The following is an 18588-nucleotide window of genomic DNA, read 5'->3' on the forward strand; positions in this document are numbered from 1 at the left end:
TCCGCACGCTCGATGTGATCGGCTCCGATCAGGCACCCAGAGTACGGGGTGTTCCTGAGCGTGTCGGGGCACGGTCACACGGGTCAGCAGCGGGTCGGCTGACCACCGGCGCGTAGCGTCTCCAACGCGGTTAGCGCCTCGTCCAGCGAGCCCACCTTCAGCAACGGCAGGTCGGGCTGCGGGTTACGGACCGCCTCGGCGCAGTTGTCGGCCGGCACCAGGAAGACCTTGGCCCCCGCGCGCTTCGCGCCGACCAGCTTCTGGGCGATCCCGCCGATCGGGCCGACCGTGCCCTCGTCGTCGATGGTGCCGGTGCCGGCGATGACCTTACCGCCGGTGAGGTCGGCCGGGGTCAGCTTGTCCACGATGCCCAGGGCGAACATCAGACCGGCGCTCGGCCCGCCGATGTCCCCCAGGTCGATGCCGAGCGTGAACGGATGGGGCTGTTGCTGGTCGATCTCGACCCCGATCCGCGGCCGGCCGTCCTGCTCCCGGCTGGTCACCGTCGCGGTGGCCGGCGCGCCGTCGCGCGTGTAACCGATGGTCAACGCCGTACCCGCCGGCTTGGCCCGGATCAGCTCGGTGACCTTGGCGGCCACCGGCACCGGCTTGCCGTCGACCGAGGTGACCACGTCACCGACCTTGAGCACACCGGCGGACGGACCGTCCGCCGCCACCGTCTTGATCACCACCTGCACCGGGAAGCCCAGTTCGCGCAGCGCGGCGGTCTCGGCGCTGGTCTGCGACACCTTGAAGTCCTCGGCGTTGCGCTGCTCGACCTGCTCGGTCGACTCCCCCGGCGGGTAGACCAGCTCGCGCGGCACCACCGCCTCGTCGTCGGAGAACCAGCCGGCGATCGCCGAGCGGAGCCGCACCGTCGGCTGCACCCCCACCGTCGTCAGCCGGAGCTGGCCCGCCGAGGTGGAGGTCTCCCGGCCGGTGACCTGGATGACCTCCTTACCGTCGGCCGTGCCGAGGGTGTTGACGGTCGGGCCCGGGCCGAGCACCACGTACGGAATCGGCACCCGGAGCACCCCGATGCTCAGCAGGGCGGTGAACAGGGCACCGAGCAGGACCGTCAGGCCACGACGTCTCATGCGCCAGAGCGTACCGATCGCTCCCGGCCAGTCCGACGGATGCGCCACGCGACTTCGCCCTCAGCGCAACGCCAGCGGCGACTACCTGGGGCGCGGCCCGCGTACCGTAGAGGTCGTGCCTGATATTCCGTTCGGTTTCGCGCTCCCGGGTGGGCAACCACCAGACCCCAACGATCCCGCGCAGATGCAGCAGTTCATGTCGCAGTTGCAACACCTGCTCTCGGCGCCGGGCAGCGGGCCGGTCAACTGGGACCTGGCCCGGCAGGTAGCGGCCAGCCAGCTCGCCGCCGCCGGTGACCCGGCCGTGTCGCCGTACGAGCGCAACGCGGTCGAGGAGGCGTTGCGCCTGGCCGACCTGTGGTTGGAACCCGCCACGGCGTGGCCGTCCGGCATCCAGTCCCCGGTCGCCTGGAACCGGAACGAGTGGATCTTCAAGACGCTCGACGTGTGGCGCAAGCTCTGCGACCCGGTGGCCAGCCGGATGGTCGGCGCGATGGGCGACCTGGTGCCCCCGGAGGCGCGCGCCCAGCTCGGCCCGATGCAGTCGATGGTCGCCACCCTCGGTGGCGCGCTCTTCGGCGGACAGCTCGGGCAGGCCCTCGGCTCGCTCGCCGCGGAGGTGCTCTCCGCCGGCGACATCGGTCTCCCGCTCGGCCCGGCCGGCACGGCCGCGCTGATTCCGGCCAACATCCGCGCGTACGGCGAGGGCCTGGAACTTCCCGAGGACGAGGTACGCCTCTACGTGGCGCTGCGTGAGGCCGCCCACCAGCGGCTGTTCCAGCACGTGCCATGGCTGCGCGGGCACGTGCTCAGCGCGGTGGAGATGTACGCCTCGGGCATCCGGGTCAACCGGGAGGCGATCGAGGAGGCAATGGGCCGCGTCGACCCGACCGACCCGGAGTCGATGCAGGCGATCGCCCTCGAAGGCATCTTCACCCCCGAGGACAGCCCGGCGCAGAAGGCCTCACTGGCCCGCCTGGAGACCGCGTTGGCCCTGGTGGAGGGCTGGGTCTGCCACGTGGTGGACAGCGCCGCCAGCGACCGGCTGCCCAACGTCGTACGGCTGGGCGAGGCGTTCCGTCGCCGCCGTGCCGCCGGCGGCCCGGCCGAGCAGACCTTCGCGGCCCTCGTCGGCCTGGAACTGCGTCCGCGCCGGCTGCGCGAGGCTGCGGCGCTGTGGGCGGCGCTCACCCAGCACCGGGGCATCGAGGGCCGGGACGCCGTCTGGGGTCACCCGGACCTGCTCCCGTCGGACGACGACTTCGCCGACCCGGTCGCGTTCGCGATGAACGACATGGACCTGAGCGAGCTGGACAGCTTCGACTTCACCGCTCCCGGCGGCGCGCACGAGAAGGCGCCGGGCGAGGCCGACGGCAACGACGACGACAAGGACGACGACAGCAAGAACGACGGCGACGGCACGGACGGCGGCACCAGGAGCTGACGCGGCCAGGCCCGGGCGCCCGCGCGAATCGGTGGCGGGCGTCCGGCACACGCCCGACTCGCTGATCCACTCGGCTTCCTGAGAGGCGGGTTGTCCGCACCGCTCGGACACCGCGGTTTCCGGGAATACGAGTGGATCACGCCCACGATGCCGCCGCGGGGTGCCAGGCGCGTCGCGGGCGGGACGGCCGGGCGCGCCGACGACGTGCCGATCCGGCGATGCGCCGGCTTGCCGACCGAGCGGGAAGGCCAGGCGTGCCGATCAGGCGGAACGGCCTGAGCCCGACAGCAGCGAACGGGTGGCCTCCCAGCCCTCGAAGGCCAGGTCGAGCGCGGCGAGGTCGGCGGGGCCACGCTGGCGTCGCCAACCGGCGGTGACGGCGACGTCCCCCGGCTGGGGGGCGCCGACCCGGGCGTCGGCCGGCATCGCCGTGTCAAGGTCGAGCGGAGGCAACCACTGCGGCACGGGCAGCCGTACGGCCACTCCGAGCAGACCCGGGCCACCGCCCTCCACCGGGGCCACGGCGACCGACCGGGTGGTGAGCGGGCGTAGAAGCTTGCCGACGGTCAGCGCGGGCAGGTCGGGCACGTCACCGGCGAGCACCGCCGCCTGGTCGTAGCCGTCCAGCGTGGCGAACACCGCGTTCGGCGTCGGCTCAGGCACCTCGTGGACGGCGGTACCGGGCCAGACCAGCGCGTCGGCCAGCGGACGGTCGGCCGGGGTCACCGCGACAGCGACGTCCACCTCGTTGAGGGTCGCGACCAGGTCGATGACATCCTCGGCGAGCGCCGCCCGCCACTGTTCCCGATCGATCCCCGGCGGTGACCACCGCACCGGCCCGAGCATCACCACCACCACCCGCCGCGCCATGCCCCGACCCTAGCGCCCCGGCCCACCGCCCGACCCAGCCCGCCCAGCCCAACGCATCGGACCCGCTCAACCTCCCTCGACCCGCTCAACCCGCTCGACCCGCTCAACCCGCCAGCTCAGACGGGCCAGTCAGCCGACGGGTCCGACAGCCGGCGGGGCCGGTGATCCACTCCACATCGGCGATGTCGGGGCATCCCCACGCCAGGACACCGCAACATCGCCGATCTGGTGTCGATCAAGGTCGGGCGAGGCCCACGCACGGCCGAGCCAGGCCGGACAGACCCGGGCAGGGCCGCCGGCTGGGTTGGCCCGGCGGCGGTCAGGCGGGGACGGCGGCAGTCAGGCGGGGACGGCGGCAGTCAGGCGGGGACGGCGGCAGTCAGGCGGGGACGGCGGCGGTCAGGCGGGACGGGGGCGGTCAGGTGGGGACGGGGGCGCAGGATGCGGCGGCGACGCCCTCCAGGTAACCGCGGGCACGCTCCGACTTGGGGTACCGGCCGACGAGCGCCCAGAAGCGGGCGTTGTGGCTGGGCACGATGAGGTGGGTCAACTCGTGCAGCAGCACGTAGTCGATCACCCAGTCGGGCATGTCCTGGACGCGGTGCGAGATGCGGATGCTGCGGTCGGCGGGGGTGCACGAGCCCCAGCGGCCGTTCTGGTTGGTGACCCATCGGACGCTGGCCGGGACGGCCTTCTCTCCGTACCCGCCGAGGTAGAGGTCGATCAGCCGGTTGGCCCGGGCGACGAGTTCGTCGTCGGAGCGGGCCAGTCGACCTTCGCGGGCGGCGAGCCGCGCCAACATGCGGTCGACCCACTCGCTCTCCTCGGCCCGGGAGAACTGGTCCGGAATGAGGACGACCACCCGCTCACCGTCACGGTACGCAGACACCGTGCGTCGCCGACGCTGGCTGCGCCGTACCTCGACGACCGGCTTACGCGTCCCCGCCATCACTGGGCCGCGCAGCCTCGGCTACGTGTCACGAGGGAAAGCTAATGCGTACTGACCAGGGGTCCGCAAGAGTCAACCGCGCGACACGCGCCCAAAAAATGGTGATTGGTCGCCCGGCGTCCCGAAAATTTCTTGACCGGATCACCGCCGAAGCGCTATCGCTCCGTCTCGTCACCCACCGTGTACGCCGACGGCGGCACCGCGCGGTCCTCTCCTCCACCGTAGGTGATCACCGCGCTCGACGCTGCCGCGGGGGCACCCGCAGGGGTGGCTGGGAGGGTTTGGTCGGCGTGTCCCCGCCAAACTGACTTATCCGACCTAATTCGCCATGCACACTCTCGACGTCGACTTGCTCACAGGCCGATGCACAGCTGACATGGAACTGCCCAGACCTGGGTAGGGTCCGCGAACCAGCGGTCACGAAGGTGGCCGTGGAGTAAGACCCAGCGCCGGTGCCCCGTGTGGCCCGCCGCCGGGCATTCCGCCGGAATCGTATTGACCGGTGGACGAGACGAGGAGGGCACCGTGGCCGACCAGGCCCAGACCTACAACGGTTACTGCGTGAAGTGCAAGGAGAAGCGGGACTTCGAGGGGCACGTGGAGGTCTCGAAGACCGGCATGAACATGGCCAAGGGCAAGTGTCCGGTTTGCGGCACAACAGTGAACCGGATTCTCGGTAAGGCGAAGGTCTGACCCGTACGGATCTGCGGGGGCGGGACGGCCACAGGGCCGTCCCGCCCCCGTTGCCGTTCCGGACGGAGACCAGTCTGTCGGGTGGCCGACAGCACGCGTAGTGGCCTGTGGATAACACGGCAGATCCTGTGGACAAGGCTGGATACGGCCCCGGCCGCCTGTGGACAACGATCGACCCAGCGCAGGGAAGCGGTCACGATTCGTCACCATGATTCGTACGCCGTTGCCTCGTCCCACGCTGATCCCTGGCCTCAGCCGGCTCTGGCGGGATCGGCACACCCTCCAGATCGGCCTCGGCCCCGGGCCCGCCGTGCTGGTGGAGTTGACCAACCCGCGGACCGCTCACGTACTCGATCTGCTGGACGGCACCCGCAGCGAGCGGGACGTCCTGATCGAGGCCGGCGCTGCCCAGGTGGCCGCCGGTGACACGCGGACGCTGCTGGACGCCCTCCGCGCGGCGGGCCTGCTGGTGCCAGCGCACACCCTGTTCCCGCGCGACCTGGCCGGGCCGGTCCGGGCCCGGCTCGCCGCCGAGGCCGCAGCGTTGGCGCTGGTGGCGGCCCGGTTACCCGGCACCCCGGCGCAGGTCCTGCGCCGCCGGCGGGCGGCCCGGGTGCTGCTCACCGGCGTCGGGGCCCTCGGCGGGCCGCTGACGCTCGCGCTGGCCCAGGCCGGCGTCGGCCACGTGATCCCGCACCTCAGCGGCCCGGTACGACCGATCGACCTGATCGGGACGGGCATCCCCGCCACCGAGCTGGGCCGTCCGCTGGCCCCGGCGATCCGGGCGGCGGTCGACCGTGTCGCGCCAGGCACCGGCACCCACCCGGTCCGGGCCACTCGAATGGATCTGGTGATCCAACTCGGCGCGGACCGCCCGCCAGCGCTCCTCGCCGCCGGTTTCGCCCAGCGCCGCCAACCGCATCTCCTGGTGACCGTCCGCGAGGGCGTACCGGTGATCGGGCCGCTGGTCCGCCCGCCCGCCGGGCCGTGTCTGCGCTGCGTCGAGCTGCACCGCGCCGACCGCGACCCGGCCTGGCCGGGGCTGGCCGCCCAACTGGCCGCGGCGCGGCCGGTGGGCGCCGGAGCGACCGGCACATTGTTCGCGGCGACCGGGTACGCGGCGGCGGAGGCCCTGGCGCACCTCGACGGCGGTCAGCCAGAGACGCTGGGAGGCGCTGTGGAGATCTCCGGCGCGGGCCGGTTCCGCCGCCGGGGTTGGCCGCCGCACCCTGCGTGCGAGTGTTCGCGGAGCCGGCCGTACGCACCAGCCCGGCCGCACAGCAGCAGCGGACCCCTCCGGTCGGTAACAATGGCGAAGTGACCGACATCCCGCGCCGGGCCGTGTCCCGGACCGCCAAGCTCGCCGCTCTGCCGCTCGGCTTCGCCGGTCGGACCGTCCTGGGCATGGGTAAGCGTGTCACCGGGCTCGCCTCCGACGTCATCTCGGCAGAGATTCAGCAGCGCACCGCCGAGCAGTTGTTCAGCGTGTTGGGTCAGCTCAAGGGCGGGGCGATGAAGTTCGGCCAGGCATTGTCGGTCTTCGAGGCGGCCCTGCCGGAGGAGATCGCCGCGCCCTACCGGCAGGCGCTGACCAAGCTCCAGGAGGCCGCGCCGCCGCTGCCGGCCGCGAGCGTGCACAAGGTGCTGGCCGAGCAGCTCGGCCCGGACTGGCGCGACCGGTTCGTCGAGTTCAACGACACCCCGGCCGCCGCGGCGAGCATCGGGCAGGTGCACCGGGCACGGTGGCGGGAGCCGGGGTACGGCCCGTCCGGTGAGCCGAACAGCCGCGACGTGGCGGTCAAGATCCAGTACCCGGGGGCCGGTGACGCGCTCCTGGCCGACCTCAAGCAGCTCTCCCGCCTCGGCGGGATGTTCCGGGCCATCCAACCGGGCCTCGACGTCAAGCCGCTCCTCGTCGAGCTACGCGAGCGGATCACCGAGGAGCTGGACTACGAGTTGGAGGCCGAGTCGCAGCGCACCTTCGCCGCCGCGTACGCCGACGACGACGAGATCTTCATCCCGGAGGTCGTCTCCGCGTCACCCCGGGTGCTGGTCACCGAGTGGGTGACGGGCACACCGCTGGCGGACATCATCCGCGAGGGCAGCGAGGAGCAGCGGGACGAGGCCGGCCGGCTGATGGCCACGCTGCACCTGTCGGCGCCGCAGCGGGCGGGTCTGCTGCACGCCGACCCGCACCCCGGCAACTTCCGGCTCCTGCCCGACGGCCGGCTCGGCGTGATCGACTTCGGTGCGGTGGCCCGGATGCCGGAGGGCACGCCGGAGCCGATCGGCCTTATCGCCGGGCGGGCGCTGCGCGGGGACGCGGACGGCGTGGTGGCGGGGCTGCGGGACGAGGGGTTCATCGGCGCCACCGACGAGATCGACGCCGAGGGGGTCCTCGACTTCCTCCGTCCGATGCTGGAGCCCATCGCCGCCGACGGGTTCCGGTTCACCCGGGCCTGGCTACGCGCCGAGGCGGCCCGGCTGGCCAGTCCCCGGTCCCCCACGTACCAGTTGAGCCGGCAGCTCAACCTGCCACCGTCGTACCTGCTCATCCACCGGGTGACGCTCGGGTCGATCGGGGTGCTCTGCCAGTTGGAGGCGAAGGCGCCGTACCGGAGCATCCTGGAACGCTGGCTGCCCGGCTTCGCGCCGGTCGCCTGAGGACACAGGGAAGGGCGGGTGCCGGTCGGCACCCGCCCTTCTGCGTGGGGTGGTACTAGAGAACGCCCAGGTCGCGCGCCGACTGAAGGCGGCTGTTCATGGCGACGGTACGGGCGGAACGGGTTGCCTCAGTGCTCGTGGTGGTACGTCCGGCCTGAGGCCGGCGCATTCGAGCCCTGGTCAGCGCTTCGTGGAGTAGTTGCATCTCGTAGGCGCCACTCGGAACGTTCAACATCATCTTCTCTCTCACTGCCGGTGTGACACCGGCGTCGTTGGAACTGGTCGGGAACATGTCAGGCTGCCAGCCGGACCGCGCCTCGCACCTCGGACAGCCCACTGGCCGCCAGGCGCGCCTCGGCCTCGACCCGGAGCGCGGCGTCACGAGCGACGTCCTCCTTGCGCGGACGGCCACGGGGCCGCTTGCGCGGAACGACCGCGCCACGCTCGAAGATCTCGCCGCCCCAGACGCCCCACGGCTCCGCTCGCTCCACCGCTCCGGCCAGGCACTCGACGCGCAGCGGGCAGTCCCCGCAGAGCGACTTGGCCAGCTCGAGCTCGGCGGGCGAGTCGGAGAACCACAGGTCGGGGTCGAACTTCCGGCAGGGCAGGTTCGCCTCCAACTCGACGCTCACGTCGAGGGGGGCCAACGCCAGACTCATCTCCCGGTCACCTCTCTCTCACTTCGATCTCGTGGATCGCATTCCGACGTACTTCGGCGGGGCAAAAAACTGAGGCCGCGGATCCCGGTAGCGGGTTCCGCGGCCTCGAGGTGAGCCGGTGTCTGAGATTCAGACCGGTCTACCTCGAGGTGGAACGCCGCGGACATCCGTGCGCTTCTTGGCGCCATCGATGCCCATGCCCGTGATGCCACTGGTCCCCTCGACTCCGGCATTCGGCGCAACGGTCAGGTTCAGCTCGGTCTGAACCTGGTGCACCTGCGGAACCGACGGTCGTGCGGCCGCGAGGGCCACCCGGACAGCCGACATCGGAGCGTGGACAGACGGCATCGCCGTCAGACGCTCATAGGTGAAGATCTCCACGGGTGCCACCTCCCTCACGTTCCTCGGATCGACTGGACCAACCCCCGTGAGCAGCCGGAATGGCGCCGCTCGCGTGGTGTGTCCTGAGGCTATTCCTCGCCTGGGCGCGAGGGCAAACGAATTTACGACGAGATTTCGAAAGTTTTCTCCGGGCAGACGTCGTCCACCCCCGCGCCCCCCACGAGCGCCAGTACCGACTCGCCGTAGAGGCCCAGTTTGCGGGGGCCGATGCCGGCGATCGCGATCAACTCCTCCGGCCGGCCGGGCCGCCGCTCGGCCAACGCGGTCAACGTGGCGTCGGTGAACACCACGTACGCCGGGACCTTCTGCGCGCCGGCCACCCGCTGCCGCCACTCGCGGAGCCGTTCGTGCAGCTCGTCGTCGATGTCGGACGGGCAGGTGGGGCAGCGGCCGAGTTTGCGGTCCGGGCCGGCGAGAAGGGTCGCGCCGCAGATCCGGCAGGACACGATCTGCGTCCGACGCCGCTCGGGTCGCCGGGCCCCGCCCGTGGAGGTGCCGGCCCGCTCGGTGCCGCCGGAGCGGTCCAGCTGGGGCAGGAAGCGCGAGGGCCGCCGGGCCCGCCCGCCGGGCGAGCGCGCGGCGGCGTACGACAGCCAGAGCCACTGCCGGGCCCGGGTGATGCCGACGTACAGCAGGCGGCGCTCCTCCTCCACCTGCTCGACGGTCTTGGCGTAGGTGGTGGGCAGGGTGCCCTCGGCGAGGCCGACCAGGAAGACGGCGTCCCACTCCAACCCCTTGGCCGAGTGCAGGGACGCCAGCGTGACGCCGTCCACCGTCGGCACGTGCTGCTGGGCGGCCCGACGGGCCAACTCCTCGGTGAAGTCGGTGAGGGTGACCGGACGCTCCACCGAGGCGGCCTCGCCGATCGGCACCAGCTCGGGGGTGGCCGCGTACTCCTCGGCGAGCTGGACCAGCGCGGCCAGGGCCTCCCAGCGTTCGCGGGCGGCTCCGCCGGCCGGGGGCGCGTTTGGCGCCCAGCCGACGGCGGCGAGCGCCTCGACGACGGCGGTCGGCAGCGGCGTCTCCCCGGGGATGGACCGGGTGGCGGAGCGCAGGGCGACCATGGCCTGACGGACCTCGGCGCGCTCGAAGAAGCGCTCGGCGCCCTGCACCACGTACGGCACGGCGGCCTCGGTCAGGGCCTTCTCGTACGCCTCGGACTGCGCGTTGGTCCGGAACAGGACGGCGATCTCCTTCGCCGGGGTGCCGGCGTCGATCAGCGATCGGCAGCGCGCGGCCACGGCGTTCGCCTCGGCGGGCTCGTCGGTGAAGATCCGCAGGTCGGGTTCCGGGCCCGGGGGCCGCTGTCCGCTCAACTCCAGTCGCAGCCGCGCCTCGGTGCCGCGCGCCTGGGAGATCACGGCGTTGGCGAGCCCGACGACCTGCGGGGTGGAGCGGTAGTCCCGGACCAGTCGCACGACGGTGGCGCCACGGTGCCGACGCGGGAAGTCGACCAGGTAGGCCGAGGTCGCCCCGGTGAACGAGTAGATGGTCTGGCTGGCGTCGCCGACCACCGTCAGGTCGGTACGGCCGCCGAGCCAGGCGTCCAGCAACCGCTGCTGGAGTGGGTTGACGTCCTGGTACTCGTCGACCACGAAGTGCCGATACTGACCGCGGACCTGCTCGGCGACGTCCGGGTGCTCCTCGATGCCCCACACCGCGGCCCGCAGCATGTCCTCGAAGTCGATCACCCCGTTGGAGCGCTTGAGCTGCTCGTACGCGGTGAACACCTCGGCGACCTTCGCCGGCTCGTGTGGCGTGTCACGTAGCGCGCGGGCTGCGGCGACGACGTAGTCCCCGGGCTCGACCAGTGACGACTTGGCCCACTCGATCTCACCGGCCAGGTCTCGCGCGGCGGCCCGGTCGGTACGGAGACCGACCCGAGCGGCGGCGAGGGTGACCAGCCGCACCTTGCTGTCCAGCAGCTCGGGCATCGCGCGGCCGGCCAGCAGCCGGGGCGCGAAGTAGCGCACCTGGCGCAGCGCGGCAGCATGGAATGTCCGTGCCTGCACACCTGACACCCCGAGCAGGGCGAGACGGCTTCGCATCTCTGCGGCGGCGCGGGCGGTGAAGGTGACGGCGAGCACGTGCCGGGGGGAGATCTCGCCGGAGAGCGCCCGGTAAGCGATCCGGGAGGTGATCGCACGGGTCTTGCCGGTGCCGGCTCCGGCCAGGATGCAGACCGGGCCGGCCGGTGCGGTCACCGCGGAGCGCTGCTCCGGGTCCAGCCCGGCGAGTACGCCTTCCGACGCTGAGTGAACCCCCACAACCAGGAATCATCTCAGCTCCCCCGGGCGTTGTAGCGAACAGCCTCGGCTTGATCGGCAAGCCGGCGGCCGGAGCAGTTGGAGGATCCGATCATGCTGACGATGTATTCCACTCCCTGGTGCGGCTACTGCCACCGGCTGAAGTCGCAGCTCGACCGGGAAGGCATCGGGTATGAGGTGGTCGACATCGAGCAGGACCCGAAGGCCGCGGACTTCGTGATGAGCGTCAACGGCGGCAACCAGACGGTGCCGACGCTGCGTTTCGACGACGGCAGCGCCCTGACGAACCCGTCGATCTCGCAGGTCAAGCAGCACCTGGCGACGCTGAGCGCCTGACCGACCGGCCGGTGGACGCCGGCGAACGGCCGCCCGCAGGGGCGGCCGTTCGCGTGTCCGACATCCGTCAACGCCGGAACGGCCGCCGGCTGGCCGCCGTCACCGAGCCGTCGATGCCGGCGTCCAGCGGGCGGCGTGGCCCCGGAAGGGTCGGCGGTGTGGGCGTCCCGCCGCCGGACGGCGCGCTGAGGTGCCGGCCCCGCCACAGGTAGACGCCGGCAGCCAACGTGGCCACCCCGACCAGCACGAACAGGACCCGGTAGTCCAGGACACCGACCAGCAGAGCGCCCGCGCCGATGGAGAGCGCCTGCGGCCCGCTGACCAGCGCCTGGGTGGCCGCTGCCACCCGTCCGACGAGGGCGGTCGGCGTGCGCCGCTGGATCAGCGTGTGCAGGCCCACCATGGTCAGCGGCAGCGAGACGCCGGCCAGCAGCACCGCCCCGAACCCGAGCGGCAGTCTGGGGTACGCGAGCGCGAGCGCGGCCGGGGCGAAGAACGCCACGCCAGCGGCGAGCGTGCCGACCTCGCCGAGTCGCCGGACCAGGGCCGGCGAGCAGATCCCTCCGCACAGTCCGCCGACGCCCTGCACCATCACCAGCACGCCCACGAACGCGGCGTCCCGGTCCAACCCCTGGTCGACGTACGCGAAGATCAACGACTCGCTGAAGCCCATCACCAGCGACCCGAGCCCGTAGCCGACCAGGGCCCGGCGCAGAGCCGGCTCGCCGGTCAGGTGTCGCAGGCCGGCGCCCAGCTCGGCGGGCCACCGCAGCCGTACGGTCGTCGGTGGCTGCGCCGGGCTCGGCACCGCGGTCACCACCACGGCGGCGGTCACGAAACCGACCATCCCGATGCCGGCCAGCGCCCACCCGCCGAGCGCCGCGTAGAGCGCCGCGCCGACCAGGGGGCCGACCAACCGCAACCCCTGGCGTACGGTCTGCAGCGCGCCGTTCGCGTCGGCCAGCAGCTCCACCGGCACCAGTTGCCGCAGCAGCCCGCTGAGCGCCGCGCCGAGCGTGATGGACGACAGTCCGTACAGGCCGGCGACCAGGTAGACCACCCAGACGTCGCCCGCGTCGCGGACGGAGAACAGCGGCACGAGCAGCACCGCGGTGACCACGTTCGCGGCCACGAAGAAGGGCCGGCGCGGGTACCGGTCGACGAACCACCCGACAAGTGGCGCCATCGTCATCGGTGCGACGACGGCGAAGATGATGCCGCCGGCCAGCCCGTTGGAGCCCGTCAGGTCCTTGACCCAGATGGCGAGCGCGAGCAGCAGGATCGACTCGGCGGTCATGCTGGCCAGCAGGCCGCCGAACAGGAGGCGGAAGTCGGGTCGGCGCAGGACGGTGCGCATGGGTCCCTCCGGCAGGGTGGCGTGCCCGGGCGGGCGCGGTCGACGAGGCTGGGACCGCGGGTCCGTCATCGTCCGGCGTACCCATGGTCCATTTTTGGCAAGACACGCCCTCGCCGGAACCTCCGACACCGGTCGCGCCGTCCATACTGACCGTGGGGGGCGAATTTCATACAGTTACCGTCGCGTCTGCGGCGGACGACGGGAAAGAGGACACTGTGCCTCCTGCCGCACCCAGCCCAATCATGCGTCGCCGACGGTTGGGCGTCGAACTGCGCAGCCTGCGCGAGACCGCGGGCCTCACCGGCGATCAGGTCATCGAGCGGATCGGTTGGGCGTCCGCGTCCAAACTGTCCCGCCTCGAGAACGGCCGCAGTAGACCGGACCCGCAGGACGTCAGCGTCCTGCTGGATCTGTACGGCGCCGACGCCGCCGCGCGCGAGGAGTTGCTCGGGATCGCCGGTGAGGCCGGCGACATGCGCGGTTGGTTGAAGAACTTCCCGGTGATGACGCAACAGCAGCGGAGCTGGGCCGAGTTGGAGGCGGGCTGCGCGGAGATCTCCGAGTACAACCCGGTCCTGGTGCCGGGCCTGCTGCAGACCGCGGGGTACGCGCGGGTCCGGCTCCAGTCGGCCCGTCGGGTGAGCGAGCGGGCCGGCGAGCAGGAGCCGGCCGACGAGCTGGAGACCGAGGTGAAGGCGCGGCTGGCCCGTCAGACGCTGTTGACGCGGGAGCCGCACGCGCCGACCTACACGGCCGTGCTGGAGGAGGCCGCGCTCGGCCATCGGTCCGGTCCGCCCGAGGTGCTGCACGAGCAGTTGCACCAACTCTGCGAGTTGGCCCTGTTACCGAACGTGACGTTGCACGTGCTTCCCCGGGACACTCAGGTGGGAGATTGGTACCTTCCGCCGACCGCCTTCTCCCTCTATCGGTTCGCCGATCCACTCGATCCGGAGACATTGGCCATCGAAGGGGGGTTCACCGACGTCATGTCGACCGAGTCAATCACGCTAAATCGCTATAAAGTGGTGTTCGAGTGGCTATGCACGGCGGCACTAGACGCTTCGGACACCCTCTCCTGGCTGATCGAGGCGACGGGACGGCTGACCGGGGCGGCACCCGCATCCACAGTGGCGTTCGGGCCGGCAACGGCGCCGACCCAACGCCGCCGTGATTCGGGGCGGCTGACGGACCGGTGATCCACGGGGGACCCTCCGTCGGGGCGTGCGGCACCACTCGTCCCATCGGATCGGTTCACATCAGGAGCAGAACCATGAACGACATCCACCACACGCCGTCCGTCTCCGCCAGTTTCCTGGCGGACGCCCCGTGGCGTACCAGCACACGTAGCCAGACCTCCAACTGCGTGGAGGTCGCGCCGCTGGGCACCGGCCCGTCGGCGGTCGCGCTGCGCGACAGCAAGGACCGGGGTGGCCCGGTACTGCTGTTCAACCGGGCCGGATGGCTCGGCTTCATCGCTGGAGCAAAGACGGGCCAGTTCGATCTGAACTGATCCGCAACCGTGGGGCGGGGCTGTCGGCACAGTGCCGGCGGCCCCGTCGTCGTATCCGCCGACGACCCCGCTGACCAGGCATCCGCCGATCGGACGAGGCTCAAAACCAATAGGCGCGTTTCACTTGCTGGGATGAACACGGGGCGTAACATGACCCACGAGAACGTGGAACTTCCACACACCGGCTCATCCGTCGCGGTTCATCCGGAGACCCTTATGCGGTTCCTGATCGTTCGCACCGACATCCGCACCGTCGCCGACGGGGACATCGCCGCCGCCTGGGCGGACGGCCATCGCCTCCGTGACGAGACGACCACGCCCGAGCCCCGCCGGCAGACCGTGCACGCCGAGGACCGGGACGCCGCGCTGGTGCTGGCCCGGGCCCTGTCCACCGTCGGCGCGGTACGGGCCGGCAAACAACGGGTCAAGGTCCTGCCGCTCACCGAGCCGCAGCCCGTCTTCCGGCGCAGACCCGGTCGCACCGGCACCTGACCCACCGACGTCCGCCGTGGTCGGCTCGGCTCCCCCGCCGCGTCATACCGCTCCCACCGACCACGGCGGCCCGTGTTCCCGGCTCGTGACCGTCGCGGCAACGGCGGCCACGGGCCGGGACCGTGCTCAATGGCCCGCGTCCACCCAACCGTCCAGCCAGCGGTGGATGAGGAACAACGCGATCGACGACGGCGGCGGCAGGATCAGCCGAGCGCCGTCACCCACGTCCACCGCCCGCCCCGCGCACGCGGCCCCGATCTCCTCGCGCGTGAACCAGCGGGCGTACGCGATCTCGGACGGGTCGACCCGCACCGGGTCCGACGGGTCGGCGGTGGCCAGGAAGCCCAGCATCAGCGAGCCCGGGAACGGCCATGCCTGGCTGCCGACGTACCCGATCCGCTCGACCGCGATGCCCACCTCCTCGCGGACCTCGCGCAGCACGGCGGCCTCGGCCGACTCCCCCGGCTCGACGTAGCCGGCCAGGCAGGAGTAGCGCCGCCCGCCCGGGGTGCCCGGCCAACCCGCGTTGTTACCCAGCAGGCAGCGGCCCTCGGGGCCGTCGACGCCGTCGTGCACCAGCACGATCATCGCCGGGTCGGTACGCGGCCAGATCCGCCCGCCGTTGCGATCCACCCGCGACCAGCCGGCCTCGTCCATGACGGTGGGCGCGCCGGTCGCCGTGGAGTAGCCGTGCCGGGTGTGCCAGTTCAACAGCGCGAGCGCGGTGGTGAAGATGCCGGCCTCCCGGTCCCCGAGCAGGTGGCCCACCTCCCGCAGGTTGACCGCCCGGGTGCCCGGCACCGTCGGCAACGGGGCGTCGACCGCGAACACCGGCACCCCGTCCGGCTCGACACCGAGGAACATCGCCGTCGACTCCGCGCCGGCCGGCGCGTCGCCCGCACCGAACAGCACAAGCGTCGGGGGTGACACGTCGGTACGCGCGAGCGTCCGCCCGTCGTCGGTCGAGTCGAGCAGCAGTACCCGGCCACGCAGCCACGCCTCGGTCAACCACTGCGCGTCGCCCCGGCGGTGCGCGGCCCGATCCAGCGTCGAGCGCGCCAGCGGTGGCGCGGCCTCCCCGCTCACGGCTGCACCGGCTCGGTGTGCACGGACGTCAGCGCGGCCAGCCCCGGCGTGATCCGCTCGGCGTCACCGAGGACGACGACCACCGCCCGGGCGGGCGCGAGATAGTGGGCGGCGGCCCGGGCCACGTCGTCGACGGTCGCCTTCGCTAGGCGGGACGCGTACTCGGCGAGGAAGTCCAGGCGCAGGCCGTTGCCGGCGTACGCGCTGGTCAGCGCGGCCAGACCGGCCTGGGTGGACATACCGAGCTGGAGGGTGCCCAGCGCGTACTGGCGGGCCTGCTCCAGCTCCTCGGGCTTCGGTGGCAGCGACGCCAGCCGTCCCAACTCGTACGTGGTCTCCAGCAGCGCCGGACCGGTGACCTCGGTCGCCACCTCCGCTCCGGCGACCAGCACCGACCCGGCCACGGAGTGCTCGATCACCGAGTGCGCGCCGTACGTGTAGCCCTTGTCCTCGCGGATGTTCTCCACCCAGCGGGACGAGAAGTAGCCGCCGAAGATCAGGTTGGCCAGTTGCAGCGGAGCATGATCGGGATCGGTACGCGGCACGGCGGGCAGCGCGACACGCAGCGAGGACTGCACCGAGCCGGGCCGGTCGACCAGCAGCAGTGGCCCCGTTTCCAGCGGCGGGGTGGCGGGCAGGGTGGCCGTACGCCCGGCCCCGGTCCACCCGGCGAGCGCCCGTTCGACCGCGTCCAGGGCCTTCTCCGGTTGCACGTCGCCGACCACCACCAGCTGCGCCCCGGCGGGGTGCACCCGCTCGGCGTGCAGGCTGCGCAGCGCCGCCGGTCGTACGGCACGGAGCTGGGCCGGCTCCGGGGTCTGCGTGGCGTACGGGTGCCGCCCGTAGATCCTCTTCAGGAGCGCCTCGCGGGCCAGGTGCGACGGCTGGCTCTGCGCGACCTGGATCCGGTCGATGAGCCGGTCCCGCTCGGCCGCCACCTCGTCGTTCGGGTAGCTGGCGCCGGTCAGCACCTCGGCCAGCAACTCCAGCATCCGGTCCAGGCCGGTGACCAGCCCCGCGCCGGAGATCATCAGCCGGTCCGGGTCGACGCCGGCGGAGAGCCCACCGCCGACCTTCTGTAGCTCGGCGGCGAGCTGCACGCTGGTCATCGACTCGGTGCCGGAGAGCATGGTCTGGGAGAGCATCGCGCCGCGCGCGAGGTGGGCGCGGCCGAACGGCACCCAGAGCCGCAGCTCGACCAGGGGCACGGCGGGCCGGCGTACCGCGATGACGGTGAGCCCGTTGCCCAGCGTGCGCTCGGCCTCCTTGGGCACCTTCAGCTTGCGGGTGGGGCCGAGCGGGGGCAGCGTACGCGGCCCGACGGCGGCGGCGGTGGTCGCGGTCTTGGTCGCAGTCGTCATCGGGCGCCTCCGGGGATGACCTCGACCGACGCGCGGCGCTCCGGGCGCAGGGTGGCCGCGGCGGCCCGGACCTGCTCCTCGGTGACGTCGCCGACCAGTCGGGGCAGGTCGTTGAGCAGGCCCGGTTCGCCGCGCTGCTGCTCGAGGACGGCCATCCGCAGCGCGCGGCCGAGGACCGCGTCGGTGTCGCGGAGCAGGTGGGTGGCCATGCGCGCCTGGGTGCGGGCCAGCTCACCGTCGGTCAGGCCGTCGGTGGCCAACCGGTCCAGCTCCTCGTCGATCGTGCGCAGCACCTTGTCCACGTCGCCGCCGGGCGGCAGGTGCGCCTGCAACAGCAGCGCCGTGGGGTCGCGCACGTCGAACGGGTCGCCCATGAAGCCGAGGTAGCCACCCAGGCTGGTCACCGTGCGGTCGCGTTGCACGAGCCGTTCGACCAGGCGGGACGCGTCGCCGTCGGTGAGCACCTCGGCCAGCACCACGTACGGCAGGTAGCCGGCGAAGTCACCGATCGGATCGGGGACCCGCCACGCGCCGGCCACGGCCGGCAACGGCGCCAGGGCATCGGTGTACGAGCTGCGCCGCTCGGCGGTCAGGTCGGGCTCGGTGAAGTCGGGTCGTCGTGGCGCGGGGCGGGCCGGCACGTCGCCGAAGTGCCGGGTGACCAGCTCGGTCGCCTCGGCCACGTCGATGTCCCCGCTGACAGCCAGGACCGCGTTGCCACTGGCGTAGTAGTGGCGGAAGAAGTCGGCGGCGTCGGCGACGGTGGCCGACTCCAGGTCGTCGAAGGAGCCGTAGCCGTCGTGCGCGTTCGGGAAGGTGTCGAACATGACCGGCGGCAGCGTCAGCCAGGGGAAACCACCGTACGGCCGGCTCAGCACGTTGACCCGGATCTCCTCCTTCACGACGTCGACCTGGTTGCGCAGGTTCTCCTCGGTCAGGCGGGGCGCCCGCATCCGGTCCGCCTCCAGGAACAGGGCGCGTTCCAGGGCGTTGCTGGGCAGCGTCTCGAAGTAGTCGGTGTAGTCCAGGTGGGTGGAGCCGTTGAACGTGCCACCGGCGCCCTGGACGTGTCGGAAGTGCGCCAGCTTCTCCAGGTTCTCCGAGCCCTGGAACATCAGGTGTTCGAAGAGGTGCGCGAAGCCGGTACGCCCCTCGGGCTCGGAGCGGATGCCGACGTCGTAGACCACCGCCACCCCGATCACCGGGGCGCTGCGATCGGGGGTGAAGACCACCCGCAGGCCGTTGTCGAGGGTGAACCGCTCGACCGGATACTTCGTCGCTGGAATTCTGGATCTCCGCGCCGCCACGGGATCGACCCTAGCGCGTCGGCACTCCCGCCACCGGCGACCTACGTGCAGCCGCTGCCACCGGCTGGGAAGGCCGACCACCTACCACAGCAAG

At 72.1% G+C, this 18588-nt stretch carries 18 protein-coding genes; 8 read left to right on the forward strand and 10 right to left on the reverse strand.

What is annotated here, in order from left to right; translation table 11 throughout:
* Window positions 1-83 precede the first annotated feature (83 nt).
* On the reverse strand, window positions 84-1097 hold the full coding sequence (locus ACTFTM_RS27405; RefSeq protein WP_449563270.1) for a YlbL family protein: 1014 nt from the start codon (window positions 1095-1097) through the stop codon (window positions 84-86).
* A 184-nt stretch (window positions 1098-1281) separates the two neighbouring features.
* Between ACTFTM_RS27405 and ACTFTM_RS27410 the strand changes: the two genes are divergently transcribed.
* Window positions 1282-2541, forward strand: coding sequence for a zinc-dependent metalloprotease (locus tag ACTFTM_RS27410; protein ID WP_449566748.1), 1260 nt, complete (start codon window positions 1282-1284; stop codon window positions 2539-2541).
* 261 nt (window positions 2542-2802) lie between these two features.
* Here the strand turns inward: ACTFTM_RS27410 and ACTFTM_RS27415 are convergent, their stop codons facing one another.
* Window positions 2803-3411, reverse strand: coding sequence for a hypothetical protein (locus ACTFTM_RS27415; protein WP_449563271.1), 609 nt, complete (start codon window positions 3409-3411; stop codon window positions 2803-2805).
* 418 nt (window positions 3412-3829) lie between these two features.
* Window positions 3830-4360 carry a M48 metallopeptidase family protein gene (locus ACTFTM_RS27420; RefSeq protein ID WP_422736777.1) on the reverse strand — a complete coding sequence of 177 codons (531 nt, stop codon included), beginning with the start codon at window positions 4358-4360 and terminating at the stop codon, window positions 3830-3832.
* Window positions 4361-4885: 525 nt separating this feature from the next.
* Here ACTFTM_RS27420 and ACTFTM_RS27425 point away from each other — a divergent pair.
* The 3 genes from ACTFTM_RS27425 to ACTFTM_RS27435 all read left to right on the forward strand — a co-directional run bounded on the left by ACTFTM_RS27425 (window position 4886) and on the right by ACTFTM_RS27435 (window position 7717).
* Entirely contained in the window at window positions 4886-5053 is a 168-nt protein-coding gene (locus ACTFTM_RS27425) for a DUF5679 domain-containing protein (protein ID WP_007464795.1), read from the forward strand.
* Between the two features lie 208 nt (window positions 5054-5261).
* Window positions 5262-6374 carry a hypothetical protein gene (locus ACTFTM_RS27430; protein WP_449563272.1) on the forward strand — a complete coding sequence of 371 codons (1113 nt, stop codon included), beginning with the start codon at window positions 5262-5264 and terminating at the stop codon, window positions 6372-6374.
* A complete protein-coding gene (locus ACTFTM_RS27435) occupies window positions 6371-7717 on the forward strand; it encodes an ABC1 kinase family protein (protein ID WP_449563273.1) in 1347 nt (448 codons plus the stop codon). Before ACTFTM_RS27430 ends, ACTFTM_RS27435 begins: the two co-directional genes overlap by 4 nt.
* Window positions 7718-8010: 293 nt before the next feature.
* Here the strand turns inward: ACTFTM_RS27435 and ACTFTM_RS27440 are convergent, their stop codons facing one another.
* The 3 genes from ACTFTM_RS27440 to ACTFTM_RS27450 all read right to left on the reverse strand — a co-directional run bounded on the left by ACTFTM_RS27440 (window position 8011) and on the right by ACTFTM_RS27450 (window position 11045).
* Window positions 8011-8376 carry a WhiB family transcriptional regulator gene (locus tag ACTFTM_RS27440; protein ID WP_139582271.1) on the reverse strand — a complete coding sequence of 122 codons (366 nt, stop codon included), beginning with the start codon at window positions 8374-8376 and terminating at the stop codon, window positions 8011-8013.
* A 129-nt stretch (window positions 8377-8505) separates the two neighbouring features.
* The gene (locus ACTFTM_RS27445; protein WP_449563274.1) at window positions 8506-8757 is read right to left on the reverse strand and encodes a hypothetical protein; all 252 of its coding nucleotides are present in this window, start codon (window positions 8755-8757) and stop codon (window positions 8506-8508) included.
* A gap of 122 nt (window positions 8758-8879) precedes the next feature.
* Window positions 8880-11045, reverse strand: a complete 2166-nt coding sequence (locus ACTFTM_RS27450) for an ATP-dependent DNA helicase UvrD2 (RefSeq protein ID WP_449563275.1) — start codon at window positions 11043-11045, stop codon at window positions 8880-8882.
* Between the two features lie 93 nt (window positions 11046-11138).
* Between ACTFTM_RS27450 and ACTFTM_RS27455 the strand changes: the two genes are divergently transcribed.
* Window positions 11139-11381 (forward strand): mycoredoxin, encoded by a 243-nt coding sequence (locus ACTFTM_RS27455; RefSeq protein WP_449563276.1) that lies wholly within the window; start codon window positions 11139-11141, stop codon window positions 11379-11381.
* 67 nt (window positions 11382-11448) lie between these two features.
* Here the strand turns inward: ACTFTM_RS27455 and ACTFTM_RS27460 are convergent, their stop codons facing one another.
* Window positions 11449-12738 carry an MFS transporter gene (locus ACTFTM_RS27460; protein WP_449563277.1) on the reverse strand — a complete coding sequence of 430 codons (1290 nt, stop codon included), beginning with the start codon at window positions 12736-12738 and terminating at the stop codon, window positions 11449-11451.
* A 215-nt stretch (window positions 12739-12953) separates the two neighbouring features.
* On the opposite strand from ACTFTM_RS27460, the gene ACTFTM_RS27465 reads away from it, so the two are divergent.
* From ACTFTM_RS27465 to ACTFTM_RS27475, 3 genes are all read left to right on the forward strand, one after another.
* The gene (locus ACTFTM_RS27465) at window positions 12954-13934 is read left to right on the forward strand and encodes a helix-turn-helix domain-containing protein (RefSeq protein WP_449563278.1); all 981 of its coding nucleotides are present in this window, start codon (window positions 12954-12956) and stop codon (window positions 13932-13934) included.
* Window positions 13935-14008: 74 nt separating this feature from the next.
* Window positions 14009-14248, forward strand: coding sequence for a DUF397 domain-containing protein (locus tag ACTFTM_RS27470; protein WP_396804736.1), 240 nt, complete (start codon window positions 14009-14011; stop codon window positions 14246-14248).
* 216 nt (window positions 14249-14464) lie between these two features.
* Window positions 14465-14740, forward strand: coding sequence for a hypothetical protein (locus ACTFTM_RS27475; protein ID WP_449563279.1), 276 nt, complete (start codon window positions 14465-14467; stop codon window positions 14738-14740).
* Window positions 14741-14866: 126 nt separating this feature from the next.
* Here the strand turns inward: ACTFTM_RS27475 and nudC are convergent, their stop codons facing one another.
* Genes nudC through ACTFTM_RS27490 form a run of 3 tightly spaced genes read right to left on the reverse strand, consistent with a single transcriptional unit; the run spans window position 14867 to window position 18494 of the window.
* Window positions 14867-15826, reverse strand: a complete 960-nt coding sequence (gene nudC / locus ACTFTM_RS27480; protein ID WP_449563280.1) for an NAD(+) diphosphatase — start codon at window positions 15824-15826, stop codon at window positions 14867-14869.
* Window positions 15823-17187 (reverse strand): M16 family metallopeptidase, encoded by a 1365-nt coding sequence (locus ACTFTM_RS27485; protein WP_449563281.1) that lies wholly within the window; start codon window positions 17185-17187, stop codon window positions 15823-15825. The genes nudC and ACTFTM_RS27485 overlap by 4 nt, the downstream gene beginning before the upstream one ends.
* On the reverse strand, window positions 17184-18494 hold the full coding sequence (locus ACTFTM_RS27490) for a M16 family metallopeptidase (protein ID WP_449563282.1): 1311 nt from the start codon (window positions 18492-18494) through the stop codon (window positions 17184-17186). The genes ACTFTM_RS27485 and ACTFTM_RS27490 overlap by 4 nt, the downstream gene beginning before the upstream one ends.
* Window positions 18495-18588: the final 94 nt, after the last annotated feature.

It is taken from the genome of Micromonospora sp. RB23 (genome assembly GCF_053585025.1).